Genomic DNA, 17,584 nt, shown 5'->3' on the forward strand with positions numbered 1-17,584 from the left:
TGTTGTTTTTTGGCGGCTTCGCCGCCAAAAAACAACAAAAAAGATCTTCTGGGGCGGTGCAACCGCCCCAGAACCCCCACCGGAGGTGACTTTGCACATGCCCTGCCATACCCTAGCGTGCGCAATACTCCATGGGGTGATCAATCCCGTGCGATCATCACACAGTTACGGCCATTGTCTTTGGCCTGATAGAGCGCAGCATCGGCGCGCGCCAGTAGCCGATCCGGGCTATCCTGATGCTTCCGCATCTCTGCCACCCCAACACTGATCGTAACATGAAAACTGACCAACTCATTGGCGAAGAAGCGCAAATGGGAAATATCACGGTTCAGACGTTCGGCCAGATCAACCGCCGCCCCTTCTGAGGTCATCGGCAAGATGCACAAAAACTCCTCGCCGCCGTAGCGCCCCAGATGATCAATCGCCCGAATGGAACGGCGCAATAACCCGGCACACTCGCGCAAGACCTGATCGCCCATAAGGTGGCCGTAACGATCATTCACCTGCTTAAAGTGATCAATATCTATCATCAAGACCGATACCTGCGACTGGTACCGCCGTACCCGATCAACCTCATTGCGCAAAATGAGCATAATACTGCGCCGGTTGAGTAAGCCGGTTAGATCATCAATCCGCGCCATCTGCTCACTATTGGCCAACGCCTCCTCCAACTCATGCTGCTTCTTCGCCAATTCATGGCTCGTCTTTTGCAGGCTGCGGGTAGTAGTGGCCAATTGGCTGGTGATCTGAATATACTCCTCGGCTGCATGTTGATCGAGCGGCGCGATCAACTCTGCCAAGAAGATATAGGTTCCCGGCTCAACCAACGCCAAAATTGTGCGATATGACTGCGGAATAGCCGTAGGAGATACACTCACGTTAAGCGTGACTGGCTCAGTCGGATGCCCAGACTGAACCGTAGCCAAGAGCATATGAAAGCGCCGTCGGCTATTCGGTTCTAGCAACGCCAAGATTGTATTCATCTCAGGATGGGCAGCTAGAATCTGACGGAGGCGAGGGTTCGCTTCCATCACTCCGCCTTGTTCATCCAATAACGCGACCAATGCACTGGTCTGTTCTATTAGCAGGCGGGCACCAACCATAATCAGGCGCTCAACGGACTCATACATACGGACGAGTGAGCCTTACCTTGAAGGCGCAGACATGAGTATCTGCATCCTAGTGCGTGTCTCCTGAGGAATGGATCCGTTCAATATAGCGCAATCCCTCACTTGCGCTACTTGCAAACCAATCAGCCCCAACATGCTGCCACAGTTCTGGCCCGGCAAGGTAGGCTTGGCCACCAACCAGAATAGTGGGCTTGGGATCAAGTTGGGCGGATCGAATATCAACTATCAGTTCTGTCACTGCGGGCAGGCTGGTGGGCAGCGTGGTTGAGATACAGATCACCTGCGCCTTGGTCTGAGCTAGAAGATCAACAATGGTGTCACTCGGTGTATTCGCACCAGTATAGTAGGTATCCCAACCATTCAATTCGAGAATATCGGCCAGAATCCGCGCCCCAACTTCATGCAGTTCCCCCGGCGAGGCGGTGACGATCACGCGGCCCTTGTCGCGGGGTTTATCCAAAATCTGCGGGTAGTAGTAGGCCATCACGCGCTGGGTGATCGCTGTCGCCAGATGCTCTTGGCCAACACTAATCTCCCCCTGCGCCCAGAGTTGCCCCACTTCATACATCGCCTGACGAATCACACACTCCCACCATGTCGCGATCTCATCGGGGCCATGGATATAGGCCGCCGCCGCATCTAGCGCCGCACGTGCATCAGGCGCTAACAACGCATTGAGGTAGTTCTGGATGTGGGTCTGGAGGATGGCCGCATGTTCGGAGGTATCCATGGCTTCCACAACTTCTTGGATCAAAGCATGGTGATATTCGTGTAAGCAGGTATAGACATCCATAATTGGGGCCGCAAGATCTGGCGCTAGATAGCGCTCAACCGCTGCCCGCCAAATCGTAAGATCGACCGGAAATGCACGCGGAATGGCGCCACGCATCTGGTAGGTGCGATAGACCCAGGTGAACATGGTCGCCAGCGCATCGGCGTCGGCATGCTCAAAATGCTCGGCCATATAGCGCGCATGCTCCGCATGGGTTCGGTAGATCATCTCTAGCGAGAGGAGATCAAAGGGCGGGCTAAGCTGTGCCTGCGCAGCGACCTGTTCATTTGCATACGCGATCATCTGCGGCGCATACTCCCGATAGGCCGCACCCGCAGCACTATCAACGGCTGCGAGGGCGGTAGCCAGATCTTGCGTCACGAGGTGTGCCATCGCTTCTGACCTTTCTAGACTGGGAAATGTTTTTCGAGGACATTTCCATGCGGTATCATGCAAGGGTCTATACTGTATCACTTGGTTGGTAATTGTGCATGGATGATACGCAAGCCCTCTCTGATCCAGGGATCATCAGCTTCACTATAGTAGATCCAATCCTGGCTCAATAAGAGATCGGGTTGAACGCCTACCCCCTCCAGGTTACTCCCATCACGCAGATGAAAGCCCTCTTGCGCCACCCACAGCCGCGCCCCGCCGGTGAGGTCGTAGGAGTAGATGGTTTCGGTGTTCCCCGCCGAAGGAAGCCCGATCACGGTCGCATTGGCCTCAGACTGTAGGATTGCCGCCAGAAGTTCGGCATAGGAGGCCGTGCCCTGATCAATCAAGACGACCAAAGGGATGTCGCTCAGATTGGGTTGGATGGGAGTCCTGATCTCCAAGGGAATCGTCCCCTGACGATTAAAGAAGTCCCCGACATGCCCCTGGACAAAGTGGCCCAGAATACCGACCAGAACATCACGCCAACCACCCGGATTACGCCGCAGATCAATGATCAGGCCATGCAACGGCGCTTCGCTGGTGAGTTCGCTCAGAGCCTGGGTGGTCAGATTGGCCATATCATTCACCCAGAGGGTCGTAATTGCCAGATATCCCACGCCCCCCGGAAGCATGTACGCCTCCGGCATGATGCGGCCCTCGATCACCCGTCGGGTGAGCACCATATCGCGGCTCTCTTCGCCGGGGCGCACCACGGTGATGCGTACCTTGCTCCCGGCGGGGCCTTCAATACTCGCTTGGGTATAGAAGACGCCATCCACCGCGACAATGCGATCCCGCACCTCAAGTCCGGCGCGATCCGCCGGACTATCGGGGAAGACATGCTGGATCAAGAGTGAATCGGGTAGGGGCAGGGCAATCACGCCAATTCCTACCTGTTCTTCGCGCCCACTACTGAGTACGTCTTCGCGTTGCGCCGCGTTGGGTGCCAGAACCCGCGAGTGGTTGTCATCTAGTCGCCCGACCATCTCACTCAACAAGCGGTAGAACGCTTCGTCACTCTGGGCATACTCAATCTGTTGGGCATATTCTTCGCGCAGTGCATCCCAGTTCAGGCCATGAAAATCGGCATATAAATAATGCTCATTCACTGTCGTCCAAACTTCGGCAAGGATCTGTTGGCGCAGGCTGAGTGGCAGGCTGGTGGGGGTTAGTAACGGGGTGGCGGTCAGCGTTGGCTCTGGCGATGGAGTAAGCGTAGGCAGAACAACAACCGCCACCGGGGTGGCGGTAGAAGATGAGGCAGGAACCACGATCTGGCTATTACAACCCACAACAAGCAGTGAGAGGGCAGCCACGATGGTGCCATAGAAGAAGAATGGTGTGAGTGAGCGGGCAAAAAACATCTTCTTCAACCTACTGTTCCGATCATTCAGTGGCGAATGCCGCCGCCAGCACCTCACCTGCAAGGCGAGCACCCACACTGCTGCCCTCGCCACCACTCTCAACCATCACGACTACGGCGTAGCGCGGCTGATCGAGCGGAGCGAGTGCGATGAACCACGCATGCGGAACCGCACCCGGTATATGTTCGGCGGTTCCCGACTTTCCGCCCACAGCAATCCCCGGCAGGTACTCGCTGATCACGCGCCCAAAACCGTAGCTCCCCACCGCCGCCATATTGTTGCGCATCGTCTGAGCGATCAACGCCGAGGTGGCGCGCCGAATGGGGCGTGGGGTCTGTTCCACGATCAGGCTGCCATCGGGGCGGGTGATCTTCTGCACAATGTAGGGGCGCATCAGGATACCCTCGTTGCCGATGGCGGCGGTCATCATGGCCATCTGGAGCGGGGTGACGAGGAGTTGGCCCTGACCATAGCCGGTGTCGGCCATGCCACGGGGCAGGTTGAGAAAGCCCGGATCGACATAGAGCAGGCTGGTGGCGGTGGGCAGATCGGTAAATTCACCATAGGTGCTATTGGCACGTTGGGGTGAGAAGATGTCGAACTGGCGCGCAGTCTCCGCAAAGAGATCGGGGCCGAGCCGCGTGGCATACTGAGCAAAGGCGGTGTTACACGAGTAAGCATAGACCTTTTCGAGATTCGAGGGATCACCAGTGAGTGCGGCAAGATTATCAACCGCATTCACCACCGGCGGCGCGGTCGGGTCGGGACGATACTCCTGGGGGCAGGTGATGGTGTCGGGTTGGCCCACACCCGAATGGGTCAGCGCAGCCATTGCCGTAAGGGTCTTAAAGATCGAGCCGGGTGGGTAGAGACCCTGGGTGGGGCGGTTGAGCAGCGGCTGCCCAGCGCTATCGGCAATGATCTGCGCCCAGTAGGCACCCACCCGCGCATTCTCGGTGTCCCAACTCTCGGCACTAGGGTCAAAACTGAGGCCACGCGGATCAAAACCGGGCTGCGAGACCATCGCCAGCACCGCGCCGGTTCGCGGATCGAGGACAACTATCGATCCGGCGCGCCCAGCCAAGGCTTGGGCGGCCCGCGCTTGCAACTCAGCATTGATTGTGAGCACAAGGGTGTTGCCGCGCCGCTCACCGCCCACAAACTGCTCCTGAAGGCGCTGGATTTCGTTGCCACGCTCACCCGTCAGGTAGGCCGAATAGGTCGCTTCGAGGCCGCTCTGGCCGTAGCGGGTGCTAAAGAAACCCAAGATGTTACTGAATGCGGCGGGATCATAGCGATCAGCCAGCGGGTAGGTGCGGCGCGCAAAGCCATTCACCGACTGGCTATCGGCGAGGATGACTCCGTGGCGATCCACGATCTGGCCACGCAAGACGCGCTGCGAAGCTAAGACCGGGCGCACATTACTGGTGGTGCTGCCATCCGGCCCGACCGCGACATAGTTGTAGATCGCGTCAGCTTTGACAAACTGCTGACGTAACAGTTGCAGGCTGAGCAGCCCAAAGCCGAGCAGAATGATCAAGCCCACATGATAGACCGTCCGGGCAAGCCCCGCTGGTGGCGCGGGGTAGGCCAGCCACCCAGCGAGGCCCAGCAGCGGTGCCGCGAGCCAGAGACAGATCAGCCAGCGGGTATCAGCATCAACCGGCTGGATGATCCCGTAGCTGAGGAGCGCGAGCGCCACGACCAAGAGCCCTGTGCGTATGATCGGTTGTTGGCCCATAGATCAGGTCTGCACTTTCCCATACCATGCCATAAATAAGAAGATTATACTATACGTCATTATAGAAACAGAGGATGCGCAAGGTTCGGTACCAGTTCATACCCCATTCGGGCCTATGGTACAATCCCCCACCATGGAGATCAGCCTACAGGTCGAGAACCTTGCCGCCAGCTACGGCCCGCGCACCGTCTTTGCGCAGGTCAATGTGCGGGTCGAACGTGGTGAAGTGCTGGTGGTCAGCGGTGCCAATGGAAGCGGCAAGAGCACCTTCCTGCGCCTCCTCGCCGGGTTGCAGGCACCCACAGCGGGGAGTGCCAGCTACCACTACGCCGGGGCCATCTGGGAGCCGCGCACGGCAAACCACCTCATCGGTTGGGTTGCGCCGGATCTTGCACTCTACCGCGAGCTTAGCGCCCGCGAGAACCTGCGTTTCTTCGCCAAGGTACGCCGGGTGCCGATTGATGATGCCGCAATAGACGCCCTGTTGGACGAACTTGGCTTGGGGGGGCGCGGCGATGACCGCCTCGCCGCCTACTCCTCCGGCATGGCCCACCGCCTACGCTACGCCTACGCCCTGCTGCATCGCCCACCGGTGCTGCTGCTCGACGAACCCACGGTAACACTCGATACCCGTGGCGCTGAAGTGGTTGATCGGGTGATCGCCCGCCAACGCCAACACGGTCTGGTCGTGGTAGCTACCAACGACCCGCGTGAACTGCGCTATGCCGATCTGCTGCTCCAGTTCGGTCAATCCTGATGATATTCACTCGGCGCTACTCCGCAGGGAGTGGCGCTGCAAGAGGCACTCAGCACTATGCAGCAACCCACCGCGATCCGCCTTCCTGCGCTTCTGGCTGCCGCATGGGCTATCTTCATCAAGGATCTGCGCAGCGAATTGCGCACCCGTTATGCCATCAACGCCCTGGTGCTGTTTGCGGCGAGCGCGGCTGTCGCGGTCAGTTTGGGGGTCGGCTTCATTGGAGTACGCCGCAGCGCCGAATACCTGCTCATCCAATCAACACTGCTCTGGATCGCACTACTCTTCGCCGCGCTCAACGGCCTCTCACGCGGCTTTGTCTACGAGGAAGAGACACGCACGATTGCCGCCTTGCGCCTAGCTGCACCACCCATCGCCGTCTATCTGGGCAAATTCCTCTTCAACCTCGCCCTACTGGTGCTGCTCGATACCGTCACATGTCTACTCTTCATCGTCATGGTACGGGTTGAGGTTGGCAGCCCACTCGCCTTCATCCTCGTACTTGCCGCCGGTGGCCTCTGTTTGGCAACCGCAACCACCATCCTGGCCGCGATCATCGCCCGCGCTAGCTTCAAAAGCGCCCTCTTTGCGGTCCTCGCCTTCCCCCTGCTTGTCCCCCCGCTCATCATCGCCATCCAATCAACCGCCCTGACCCTCGATAATAATGCTTTGGCGTTAGCACTGCCGGGTATTCGTACCCTGATCGCCTATGCCGTGGCAACCTTTGTCGCCTCACTGATGCTCTTCCGTTTTGTGTGGGAAGCGTAACGATTTTTCTCCACCTAACATTTTGTTTCACCTCCACGATTTTCACCTAATATCTTGTTTTTGTGAGACAAACAACGAATAATACACCCAGAAAGGCGATTTGACAAGCTTTTTGTTGCGATTTCTTAATCATCGTTAACAAAAACCTACTTGTCATGGTTCTCATTTTGTATTAAGGTGTGTGTACATAACACTTAAATCTCATAATCATACGTACAAGTTATCAATACAAGGGAACTGCGCACAGCTCCCTTCTGTTTTCGTTTGTCTTTGAGTGGCACACCCCGCCGTATTCTGACAGTGGCTCTGGAACCCCGGAGCAGATCCGCCGGTTCTGAACCGTATAAAAGGAGAGATGCATGCGTCGGTCAATGTTGGTTCCTTCCTTTGTTGTCGCACTCGTTATGCTCTTTGCGAGTGCATGTGGCCAGAGCACCAGCACCCCAGCGGCAAGCCCGCAGAGTGCCGCTCAGGCAACCAGCGCCCCGGTAGCAACAGCGGTTCCCACGGCAGTTCCGCCCACCGCAGTTCCGCCCACCGAAGTACCAACTGAAGCGCCCACCGCAGCGCCGACCGAGGCTCCGGCGGAGGTGCAGGTCGCCCCGGCAGATGTCTTTGTCGCGGCCTCTTCCCAGATCGAGGCTGGCGAGTACTTCATCTGGTTGGCCGGTTGTAACGATTGCCACACATCCGCTTGGGAGACATCGGGCGGCACCCTGCCCACCAGCGAGTGGCTAACAGGTGGGCGGCGCTTCAGTGGTGCGTATGGCACCACCTACGCCTCCAATCTGCGCCTGCTGCCAGAGAACATGACCGCCGAAGAGTTTGTTGAGATGATGCGCGCCCGCACCACCAACCCACCGATGCCCTGGGCGCACTACAGCAGCCTGCACGAGAATGACCTGCTGGCCGTCTATGCCTACCTGGAGAGCCTCGGTGCCAAGGGTGATCCGGCTCCGCCCTTTGTGCCCCCACCCGCCGAGTCGCCGACCCCGGTACCGACCAGTGCTGAGCCTACCGCAACTGCGGTGGTGACACCCGCCCCGACCGCGACGAGCGTCCCGGAGGATCTGCGCCCGCTGCCGCCGAGCAATGCCTTCATCCAGGCCGCGTCGCCCGAATTGGCCGGTGAGTACTTTATCTGGGTTGGCCACTGTAATGCCTGCCATACCACCGACTGGAAGCCGACAACTCCTAAGAGCGATTGGTTGACCGGTGGACGACGCTTCAACAGTGCCGGGGGCGTGGCCTACGCCTCTAACCTGCGCCTGCTACCCCAGGAGATGACCGAGGAGGAGTTTGTGGCGATGATGCAGACCCGCGAGGAGCACCCGCCGATGGGTTGGATCAACTACCACAACCTCAACGAGCAGGATCTGATCGCCCTCTACCGCTTCTTTGTCAGCCTAGGGCCAAAGGGCGAACCCGCACCGCCCTATGAGCCACCCGCCAGCACCAACTAGGAACCGTCTGCCGGGGAGGGCTTCCTCTCCCTCCCCACTCGCTACCAAATGATATAAACAAATCCCTCGGCAAGGAAAGGATACGATCCCGTGAACCACTCAGCATGGAGCCAGATCACCAATGGACGTCAGATGAATGGTAGCTCGCTGGTTCGGCTTATTACGCTCATTGGCATGGCTCTGCTCGGTATGGTTTTTGCAACCGGGTGTAGCAGCAACACGACCGCAGCGGCGGAATTGACCGCACGGCAGATCCCGACGCCAGTTTCAATGGCCAAGGCCAAGCCGATTCCGACCGCGATCCCCACCATGAGCCAGGAGCGCATCGCGCAAGCCCGCGATCTGCTCACGCTCCAGGGGTGTATTGGCTGCCACACCGTGCAAGACTATAGCGAAGCACGCGGTGTCGTTGGCCCCGATCTTACCCACGTTGCCGAGGAGGCTGCCAGTATTATTGCTTCGGCTGAGTATCAGCAGGCGGGCGGTGAAGCGAAGACCGTCAGCGAGTTTATGCGTGAATCGATCCTTAGTCCCTCGAAGTATCTGGCAACCGATTGCCCATTGGGCGAGTGCCAAGACTTCTTGATGCCGCGTGACTTTACGAAGCGTCTTTCGGCAGAAGAGCTGGAGTTGCTGGTCGAGTTGCTCACCACCTTCGAGTAGGCTGCTCACATACCAACAAGGCGGGATGGGAGCGGGCAACATGGTTGCCCGCTTCCATCCCGCTTGTGAGTCTTCGGCGCGGCCTATGATACAATGCGCCCATGCTATGAGCAAAATTTTTAGGGCGCAGCCCAAAATCTCAGTTTTTCTCGTATGTTGGCGGCTTCGCCGCCAACATACGAGAAAAAAGCGGGTTTGGGGCGCAACCCAAAATCTCAGTTTTTGTTATTGTTTGGCGGCTGCGCCGCCAAACAATAACAAAAAAAAGATCTTCGGGGGCGGCTGCGCCGCCCCCGAACCCCCACTGCCAATGCGCAAAATTGCTGTTGTTTGGCGCGTATGGGCGTAGTATGATAAACCAAAGCGTATTGTTGCCCATCACAAGGGACTGGAAAGGCGTTGGCCAATGGCGCAACGTATGGCCCAAGCAGCCAAGTTGCTGATCGGCGTCTGGATTGCGGGGGTGGCGGTGGCGATGTTCCTCGTTCTCCCGCAGTACGAAGGCTTAGGGAATGCCGGACGCATCATCATTATGCACGTCCCCACCGCCTGGGTGAGCGTGTTGGCTTTTGCCGTCTCGGCGCTCTTTAGCGGCCTCTACCTGTGGCGCGGGCGTACCGAAGATGATGATTATGCGACCGCTGCGGCAGAGAGCGGCTTCCTCTTTACCGTACTCGCTACCGTCACCGGAGCGATCTTCTCGCAGGTGGTCTGGGGTATCTATTGGAACTGGGACCCACGCCAGACCTCGATCTTCGTTCTGCTCCTGATCTATGCCGCCCTCTTTGCCCTCCGCTCAGCGATTGATGATCCTACCCGTCGCCGTCAACTAAGTGCGGTCTATTCGCTGTTTGCCTTTGTCACCGTACCCTTCCTCATCTTTGTCGCTCCACGTGTGAGTGAGAGTACCCTCCATCCCAACTGTGCCTTTATGCAGGGCAGTACGTGTGAAGGTGTTGACATCGGCGTCGGCAAACTTGGTCTGTTGGGTGATCGCAAGATCGAACTGGTCAGCCTGATCCAAACCGGTGATGTGGTGACAGCCGAGGTGCTGGTGAGCGAACCGGGCTTGAGTGATGATATCCGTTTAACCCCATCATTCAATATCGTCAATCAGGAGATCTTGGATCGCCCCAACTTCCCCGGCTTACGCTACCACCTGATCCTTCAGGAGGTTGATCTGGCCAATCAACGCGCCCGGCTGAATATTGAGGCTCCGGGAACTGGTCTGCTTGACAATTCACGTACCCTCTTGACCTTCTTGGCCGCGATCTTTGGCTTTACGGCGCTCTTCTTCTGGATGCTGTATGTGCGCGCCACCCTGCTCGGTGTGCAGTGGGCACTAGCACGTAAACAGGGGGCACACGGATGAATGTGGCACTCGAAGCAGGTGCGGCGGTCTATGTTGCCGTCGCCGTCACACTATCGGTTTGGCTCGGTATCTTCGTCTATCTCTGGCGTATTGATGCCCAGGCACGCGCCTTGAAGCGCGCACTTGAACGTGAGGAGCACCGTGAACCTGCTCCTGTCCCGCAGTCCACGGTGACGCGCATGCGCACGGGTGAGTCGGTTGAAAAGTAAGTTGGATGTGGCCCCATGGCGGGCTCTTGGAAGAACACGAGGATGATGTATGGCCTCAGTACCTGCCCCAGTTCGTCGCAGTGGCTTCGAGATTAAGCCGCTGCATATCGCCGGCCTCGGAATCATTTTGCTGGCGGTGGTCTATGGCCTCTTCGGGTTCAAGGATGCCTTCCGCGCCTATACCACCAGCGTGGACGAAGCAATGAGTAGTTCGCGTAGCATCCAGTTGGCGGGCTTTTTAGGCTCAACCGGCGAAATGGATGCCCAGGGCCGCTTCACCTTCATGCTTCAGGATGCCGATAAGCAGATGCTCAAGGTCATCTCCAATGATCCGCGCCCTGCCAACTTTGAACATGCCACCAGTGTGGTTGCGATTGGCTATTATGATGCCTCTGAACAGGCATTTATGGCTGAGGATTTGTTAGTGAAGTGCCCTTCCAAGTATCAGGAAGTCCAGCCAACTCAGTGATGGCTCGTTCATGCGTGCGGCCTGATCAGGCCGCACGCATCCATACCTAACCCTCCCCTTCCCCTAGAAAGCGCAGCTATGTACCCCCTCGGCACCTTTCTGATTGTCACCTCCATCGCCATGGCGTTGCTTGCGATCACAAGCTATGCATTGGTGTTGCGCGGGCAGCGTTTGGCGTTGCTCTATGCTCGTTTGGGCGTCTATGCCACCTTTGGTGCCCTGATGATGGCATGGATATTGTTGATTACGCTCTTTTTAGCCCATCGTTTTGACATTGACTATGTCAACAACTATAGCTCGCGTGACCTTGAACCCTTCTTTAAGGTGGCGGCGAGTTGGGCCGGACAACCAGGAAGTTTCTTGATCTGGGCGGTCTTTGGAGGGGCAACAGCAGCATTGTTGGTACGCCAAACCAAGCACTTTGAGCCGTATGTGCAGATCATTATGATGGTCGTTCAGGTGGCCTTGCTGGTGTTTGTGCTGATCATGAACCCCTTTGCGCCACTGATTGACGCGGCCACCGGCCTACCCGCCAATCCTGCCGATGGCCGAGGGCTTAATCCGCTGCTGCACAACTTCTGGATGATTATCCATCCGCCAGTGCTCTTCATCGGGTATGCTCTGGCTATTGTGCCGTTTGCTTTTGCGGTCAGTGCGATCATTCGCCGTGACTATGACACCTGGGTGGCGCGGGCCTTGCCCTGGACTATAGCCGCATGGGCTGCGCTGGGATTGGCCCTGCTGCTCGGTGGCTATTGGGCCTATGAGACGCTCGGTTGGGGTGGATACTGGGGCTGGGACCCGGTTGAGAATTCGTCGTTGGTGCCCTGGGTGATCCTGACCGCGCTCCTCCACGGGATGCTCCTCCAGCGCTTCCAGGGTGGCCTGCGCAAAACCAATCTGGCGCTGGCGTTGGCAACCTATGTGGGTGTCTTTTATGCCACCTTCCTCACCCGGAGTGGGGTGTATGCCAACTTTTCGGTACATTCGTTTGTGGCCGAGGGGATTTATGAGGCACTGGTGGGTTTTGTCATCTTCCTCACCTTGGGTAGTATTCTCCTAATGATCTGGCGTTGGCGCGATATTCCCGTCCGAGCGTTGAGCGATAAGTTCTTCTCGCGGGATAGTTTCTTTATCCTCGGCCTGATCGCGCTGGTGGTGATTGCCCTGGTGGTTGGGTTTGGTACCTCGATGCCGGTGATCTCGGCTATTCCGGGTGTCGGCCATACACTCCAGGGTTGGATGGGCGCATCGTTTGAACTGGATGATGGGACACTGATGGATCCCAACGCCCAACCCTTTACCGATGGGCGCTTCAGTCTGGCTCCTAGCTTCTACAAGCGCACGGTGCCCCCACTAGGTGCGGTGGTGATTGTGCTGATGATCGTGGGGCCGCTGCTGGGCTGGCGCGATGCCAATATGCGTAACCTCGTGCGGACGCTGCGCTGGCCAGCGCTCACCGCGCTGGTCGCCGCGATTGCGGCGATGCTGATTGATGTCCGCGATCTGATCTCGTTAGCCTATGTGGCGGGAGCGACCTTTGCGATTGGTACCAATCTGGTGATGATCATCCGCACCTTGCGGAGCGGCTGGTTGCGGATTGGTGGCTACCTCGCGCACCTCGGCTTTAGTCTGGCCATGATCGGTATGGTTGGATCAAGTGCCTATGCTACCCCTGAACAACAACTCGTGGTTGCACCCGGTGAAACCGCCAGTATCTATGGCTACGACTTCACCTTTAACGGCTATCAGTTGGATGCTGAACAGCGCGGTATGCTCGATTTTACTGTCACTGATGGGCAGGGGGGAAGCTATAATGCCCGCCCCTTCCTCTACTTCAACCCCCAGATGGGTTCGACAATCCAGACCCCCTCGATCCATAGCATGCTCTATCAGGATGTCTATATCTCTCCGGTAGGCTATGATCCAGAGGAGAACCCGGCGCGTCCGATTTTGGGCGAAGGCCAGGGAACCCGCATGGGGCCGTATGAGATGGTCTTTATGCAATTCAACCTCGATACGGCGGCGATGAACAATGGCGGCCCGATCCGGGTCGGTGCAAAGGTGTTGGTCTCCTATGAGGGCGAGCAGATTGAACTTGAACCGGCGATTCAGGTGGTGACTGACGAAGCCACCGGGGATCAGCACATCGAGTTTATTGCCGCGACCCTTCCCGGCGGGCAGACCCTCAACCTCGTTGAGGTTGACCCCACCAACCGCATGGTCTTGCTTGAGGGTAAGGGGCCGGGGCTAGATGATCTGCCACTGGTTCCGGCCAAGGGCGTGATCGCGGTCAGTGTCAAACCGCTCGTCATCTTCGTCTGGATCGGGATTGTAGTTGGCATCCTCGGTGGCATGATCGCCGTGGTGCGGCGCTACCTAGAGGGGCGCGCTGTGCTCGCCGGACAACCCATCCGCCTACCTAAAGGCTTGGCGCTTCGCTTCGGTACTCATCGTGCTCCGCAGCCAGCCAATGGTGATTAGAGAGCTATGCAAGACTATTACGAGACCCTGCAAGTCCACCCCAAGGCCGATGCCGAAGCGATTCGGGCGGCCTATGAGCGTTTGCACCAACGCTACGCATCTGCGTTGCTGGAAGGTGCTGCCGATGAGTTGCGCGAACTAGCCCGTCAGCGGCGTGAAGAGATTGAGCGTGCGTATGCGGTATTGAGCAATCCAGCCCAACGGGCTAGGTTTGATCAGGAGTTACAGCAGCGGACGAGCAATAGTGCCACCGAGCAGATCGGGCTTGATGCGCATGATGACGACCTGATTGACTACCGCCCACTGCCACCAGCGCAGGGTCAGGAACGGCCCAAGAGTTTCAATACCCAGCCCTACCTCCCCCGTAGCCACGCGCCCCGGCAGAGTGGGCGGCGCGTCCAGAACACCTCGCGCATGCCCGTCTGGTTGCCAACAGTGCTGATTGTAGCGGTGGCCACCTTTGCGATTGTCCTGATCACGCTGCTCACCACCGTCTCGCGGCCCCAGACACAGACCGCCACAACCCAGGGTACTCCTACGGCGGCGGCACCCTCAACCGACGAGACGGTCAACCAGTTTGAGGCCCAGATCACGATGGCGCGCCAAGTGGCGTTGCAGGTGCCAGACAATCCGAAGGCGTGGTTGGAGTTGGGCAACGCGCTCTTTGATAGCACCGTGATCGTGCGTGAGTTGATAGATAGCGGCCATACGAATCTGCAAAGCCTGTATGTCGAGCGTCTCCCGCGCTGGCTTGAAGCGCGTGACGCCTACACCAAGGTGTTGGAGATGACGCCGAATGATGCCATCGTGCGCGCCGATCTGGCTGCGGCGCTCTGCTACTATGGCGCGGGGGTGAACGACCAGAGCTATGTGGTGCAGGGGCTTGCCGAGGCCGACCAAGCCTTGAGCAGTGCGCCAGAGGAGGGCCGGGCCTTATTGAGTAAGGGCGTGTGCCTCATCCTCACTGATCCGCCCCAAACCCAAGCTGCCCTAGAGCAGTGGCAGCAGGTGGTTCTTCTGCCCAATGTTGATACCGGATTGGCCCAACATGCGCGCCAATTGATAGCAACCTATAGTCAGTAGCAGAAAAATGTATTGCGTCGTTTGGGCAGTAGAGCCGCCCAAACGACACAATACGCATAAAATCCCACGGTTCAACAAAAGTTAAAGTATCTATGCTACAATAAAAACGGGCTGCGGCGCGTCATACACAACCACAGCCAACCCACCACCAACTATGAGTACCTACTATACACTCTTGGGCCTTGAGCCACATGCCACCCATGAGGCAATCGAGGCAGCCTATCAGCACCAACGGGAAGGCTATGATCCTGCACGGGTAGCTGATCTTGACCCCGATATGCAGCGCTTGGCCGAAGCGCGTAGTGCTGAGATTGAGCAAGCCTATCGTACCCTGCATGATCCCCAGCGTCGCCAGCAGTATGATCAGCAGATTGGGATTGCGAAGCGCACGAATCCCAATGTCGTGGCACGACGCCAACTGACGCCACGCGAGCGCACGATGGTCGTGATCGGTGGTCTGGTTGCTCTAGGCTTAATCGTCGGGATGTGGATCTTTACCGGGCGCGGGGCGGGTGTTGAGGGCCAAGCGATGGGTGAGGTCAACCGGCCAGCCCCCGAATTCACCCTCCAGACCCTTGATGGTAACGAGGTAAATCTCGCCGCATACAAGGGCAAGGTGGTGCTGGTCAATTTTTGGGGCACGTGGTGTGAGCCGTGCCAGCGCGAATTACCCGCCCTGCAAGCAGCCAATGAACGTTATGCGGAGCAAGGTCTGGTGATTATTGGGGTCAACCTGACCGATGACGAGCGAACGCAGGGGCGGAGTGAAGATGATATCCGTTCGTTTGTGGCTCAATACCAACTGACCTACCCCATTGCACTGGATCAAGATGGACGAGTCACGGATTCATTTCGGGTCTACCCGCTACCCACCAGTTTCTTCATAGATCCACAAGGCCAGATTCGTTACGTTCATGTAGGCGAACTAACGCTTGATGACATCATTGCTCGCTTTACTGAGCTTCAACTCAGTGCGATGGTAAACGAGACCCCATAAATCAAGGATTGCTTATGGAGCAGCGTACTATTTTGGTAGTTGACGATGACAATGGCCTGCGTGAGCTAATCCGTATCAATTTAGAGCATGAGGGCTATACGGTCGTTCAGGCTGCCAACGGGCTGCAATGCCTTGACCTTGTGCGTGATCAACGTCCCGATCTGGTCATTCTCGATGTGATGATGCCAGAGATGGATGGGGTCGAGGCATGTACGAAGTTGCGCGAGTTTTCGCTGTTGCCGGTACTCATGCTGACCGCCAAGGTGCAGAGTGAAGATGTCATCGAAGGTCTCGACTGTGGTGCGGATGACTATCTGCTCAAGCCATTCAACATGAATGAGCTATCGGCACGGATTCGGGCGCTGCTGCGGCGCGTGCCGCCGGTCTACCGCCCGCTACACGCGGGTGAAGGTCAGATCCAGATTGATCAGCAGAAGCGCGAGGTACTGATACGTGGCGACGCAGTGGATCTTACCCCCACCGAGTACCAGTTATTGCTCATCCTGACCGAGCATGCCGGGAAGGTGGTGGAGCATGATACCTTGTTGCGAGCGGTATGGGGCCAGGAGTATTCCCGCGATAACGACTACCTCAAGGTCTATATCTGGCACCTACGGCGTAAGATTGAGCAGGACCCGCGCAATCCGAGTCTCTTGTTGACCGATTGGGGCGTGGGGTATCGGCTGATGCCGTAGGGAGGGTTGGGGGCTGCGCCCCCAACCTCAATTTTTGTTGTGTTTTGGCGGCTACGCCGCCCCCGAACCCCCACCGGAGGTGACGTTGCCCATGCCCTGATGCCGCCGATTTGTAAGTTGACAGATCGCCGCACCCAATGCTATACTTTCTAGCGTAGCGCGGGAGTAACTCAGTTGGTAGAGTACCTGCTTCCCAAGCAGGCTGTCGCGAGTTCGAGTCTCGTCTCCCGCTCCAATAGTGAACCGTACATCGCTAGGTGTACGGTTTTTTGTTACCCTTGGTGCGTCCGGCGTCAAATAGTAGCGACGCAGTAACTGTTCACACTTGGGGTAAAGGAAGCTTCTGATTGACGCAAAGACGCAAAGGTTTTGTTGAAGGCTTTGCGCCTCTGCGTCTTTGCGTCAAAACCGGAATGCTAGGAGAACTGTGAACAGTTACGCGACGCAAAATTTTGCGTCGCTACTATTTGACGCCGGACGCACCCCCCCGTATAATCAGCGGCGTCCTATGTGGATTCAATGTTGTCGGTAGAGGCATTGGTGCCTCGCCGCCCCTCCCCCGCATGGTAGACACACCAGCTTCACAACCGATACCTCACCCGCGCCGCCCGATGATCGCGGTGTGTGGAAGCAGTGCCGAAGATGCACTGAGCAACACCCTTGCTGAAGAAGTGGGGCGCTTGTTGGCCACCCATGGTGAGACCGTCATTTGCGGTGGTGGCCCAGGGGTGATGGCGGCGGCATGTCGCGGTGCCCTGTCGGCAGGTGGTGTCACCGTTGGGATTATGGCGGGAGATACAACCGTTGACGCCAACCCCTATGTGCAGATCGCGGTGGCTACGGGGATGAGCCACGCCCGCAACGCGATCATTGTTCAATCTGCTGATGTGGTGATTGCCGTGGGCGGTGCCTACGGTACCCTTTCCGAAATCGCCCTCGCCCGTGCATGTGGACGCCCTGTGATTGGTCTGGAGACGTGGGTCTTGAATGATCCGCGCCACCCCGACACCCTCATCCTTGCCACCACGCCTGCTGAAGCTGTCGAACGTGCGCTACGCCTCGCCGAACAGGCGCGGTAATCAAGGTGTAACGCGGCTTTCAGCAACGTGCCATATCGTTTACATCCATCACTGCTACAATCGTGCCTAGGATGTCCGTGTGTACGAGAAGGAAACACCTGAG

At 57.6% G+C, this 17,584-nt stretch carries 16 protein-coding genes and 1 tRNA gene; 13 read left to right on the forward strand and 4 right to left on the reverse strand.

Annotated elements, in window-relative coordinates; genetic code table 11:
• Window positions 1-140 precede the first annotated feature (140 nt).
• The 4 genes from EKD03_RS02745 to EKD03_RS02760 all read right to left on the reverse strand — a co-directional run bounded on the left by EKD03_RS02745 (window position 141) and on the right by EKD03_RS02760 (window position 5,442).
• Window positions 141-1,130 carry a GGDEF domain-containing protein gene (locus tag EKD03_RS02745; protein WP_129627070.1) on the reverse strand — a complete coding sequence of 330 codons (990 nt, stop codon included), beginning with the start codon at window positions 1,128-1,130 and terminating at the stop codon, window positions 141-143.
• Between the two features lie 49 nt (window positions 1,131-1,179).
• Window positions 1,180-2,295, reverse strand: coding sequence for a cobalamin B12-binding domain-containing protein (locus tag EKD03_RS02750; protein ID WP_129627073.1), 1,116 nt, complete (start codon window positions 2,293-2,295; stop codon window positions 1,180-1,182).
• A 77-nt stretch (window positions 2,296-2,372) separates the two neighbouring features.
• A complete protein-coding gene (locus tag EKD03_RS02755; RefSeq protein WP_129627076.1) occupies window positions 2,373-3,701 on the reverse strand; it encodes a S41 family peptidase in 1,329 nt (442 codons plus the stop codon).
• Window positions 3,702-3,723: 22 nt separating this feature from the next.
• Window positions 3,724-5,442 carry a penicillin-binding transpeptidase domain-containing protein gene (locus EKD03_RS02760; RefSeq protein WP_129627079.1) on the reverse strand — a complete coding sequence of 573 codons (1,719 nt, stop codon included), beginning with the start codon at window positions 5,440-5,442 and terminating at the stop codon, window positions 3,724-3,726.
• A gap of 133 nt (window positions 5,443-5,575) precedes the next feature.
• On the opposite strand from EKD03_RS02760, the gene EKD03_RS02765 reads away from it, so the two are divergent.
• The 13 genes from EKD03_RS02765 (at window position 5,576) to EKD03_RS02825 (ending at window position 17,481) form a co-directional block, all read left to right on the forward strand.
• Window positions 5,576-6,199: an ABC transporter ATP-binding protein gene (locus EKD03_RS02765; protein ID WP_129627082.1), complete on the forward strand. Its 624-nt coding sequence runs from the start codon at window positions 5,576-5,578 to the stop codon at window positions 6,197-6,199.
• A 57-nt stretch (window positions 6,200-6,256) separates the two neighbouring features.
• Window positions 6,257-6,967, forward strand: coding sequence for a heme exporter protein CcmB (locus EKD03_RS02770; RefSeq protein ID WP_129627085.1), 711 nt, complete (start codon window positions 6,257-6,259; stop codon window positions 6,965-6,967).
• Between the two features lie 359 nt (window positions 6,968-7,326).
• Window positions 7,327-8,430 (forward strand): hypothetical protein, encoded by a 1,104-nt coding sequence (locus tag EKD03_RS02775; RefSeq protein WP_129627088.1) that lies wholly within the window; start codon window positions 7,327-7,329, stop codon window positions 8,428-8,430.
• A gap of 90 nt (window positions 8,431-8,520) precedes the next feature.
• Window positions 8,521-9,093 (forward strand): c-type cytochrome, encoded by a 573-nt coding sequence (locus EKD03_RS02780; RefSeq protein WP_129627091.1) that lies wholly within the window; start codon window positions 8,521-8,523, stop codon window positions 9,091-9,093.
• Window positions 9,094-9,499: 406 nt separating this feature from the next.
• The gene (locus EKD03_RS02785; protein WP_129627094.1) at window positions 9,500-10,465 is read left to right on the forward strand and encodes a cytochrome c biogenesis protein; all 966 of its coding nucleotides are present in this window, start codon (window positions 9,500-9,502) and stop codon (window positions 10,463-10,465) included.
• Between the two features lie 2 nt (window positions 10,466-10,467).
• A complete protein-coding gene (locus EKD03_RS02790; protein WP_420808787.1) occupies window positions 10,468-10,674 on the forward strand; it encodes a CcmD family protein in 207 nt (68 codons plus the stop codon).
• A 49-nt stretch (window positions 10,675-10,723) separates the two neighbouring features.
• Window positions 10,724-11,143 (forward strand): cytochrome c maturation protein CcmE domain-containing protein, encoded by a 420-nt coding sequence (locus tag EKD03_RS02795; RefSeq protein ID WP_129627101.1) that lies wholly within the window; start codon window positions 10,724-10,726, stop codon window positions 11,141-11,143.
• A 78-nt stretch (window positions 11,144-11,221) separates the two neighbouring features.
• Entirely contained in the window at window positions 11,222-13,627 is a 2,406-nt protein-coding gene (locus EKD03_RS02800) for a heme lyase CcmF/NrfE family subunit (protein ID WP_129627104.1), read from the forward strand.
• A 6-nt stretch (window positions 13,628-13,633) separates the two neighbouring features.
• On the forward strand, window positions 13,634-14,710 hold the full coding sequence (locus EKD03_RS02805) for a J domain-containing protein (protein ID WP_129627107.1): 1,077 nt from the start codon (window positions 13,634-13,636) through the stop codon (window positions 14,708-14,710).
• A gap of 154 nt (window positions 14,711-14,864) precedes the next feature.
• Window positions 14,865-15,707, forward strand: coding sequence for a TlpA disulfide reductase family protein (locus EKD03_RS02810; protein WP_129627110.1), 843 nt, complete (start codon window positions 14,865-14,867; stop codon window positions 15,705-15,707).
• 14 nt (window positions 15,708-15,721) lie between these two features.
• Window positions 15,722-16,402: a response regulator transcription factor gene (locus tag EKD03_RS02815; protein WP_129627113.1), complete on the forward strand. Its 681-nt coding sequence runs from the start codon at window positions 15,722-15,724 to the stop codon at window positions 16,400-16,402.
• A gap of 159 nt (window positions 16,403-16,561) precedes the next feature.
• Window positions 16,562-16,637 (forward strand) — tRNA-Gly (locus EKD03_RS02820).
• A 328-nt stretch (window positions 16,638-16,965) separates the two neighbouring features.
• Complete coding sequence (locus EKD03_RS02825) at window positions 16,966-17,481, forward strand: TIGR00725 family protein (RefSeq protein WP_202976755.1); 516 nt, start codon at window positions 16,966-16,968, stop codon at window positions 17,479-17,481.
• The last annotated feature ends 103 nt before the right edge of the window (window positions 17,482-17,584 follow it).

Origin of the sequence: Candidatus Oscillochloris fontis, assembly GCF_004138135.1 — a bacterium.
Classification (GTDB): domain Bacteria; phylum Chloroflexota; class Chloroflexia; order Chloroflexales; family Chloroflexaceae; genus Oscillochloris; species Oscillochloris fontis.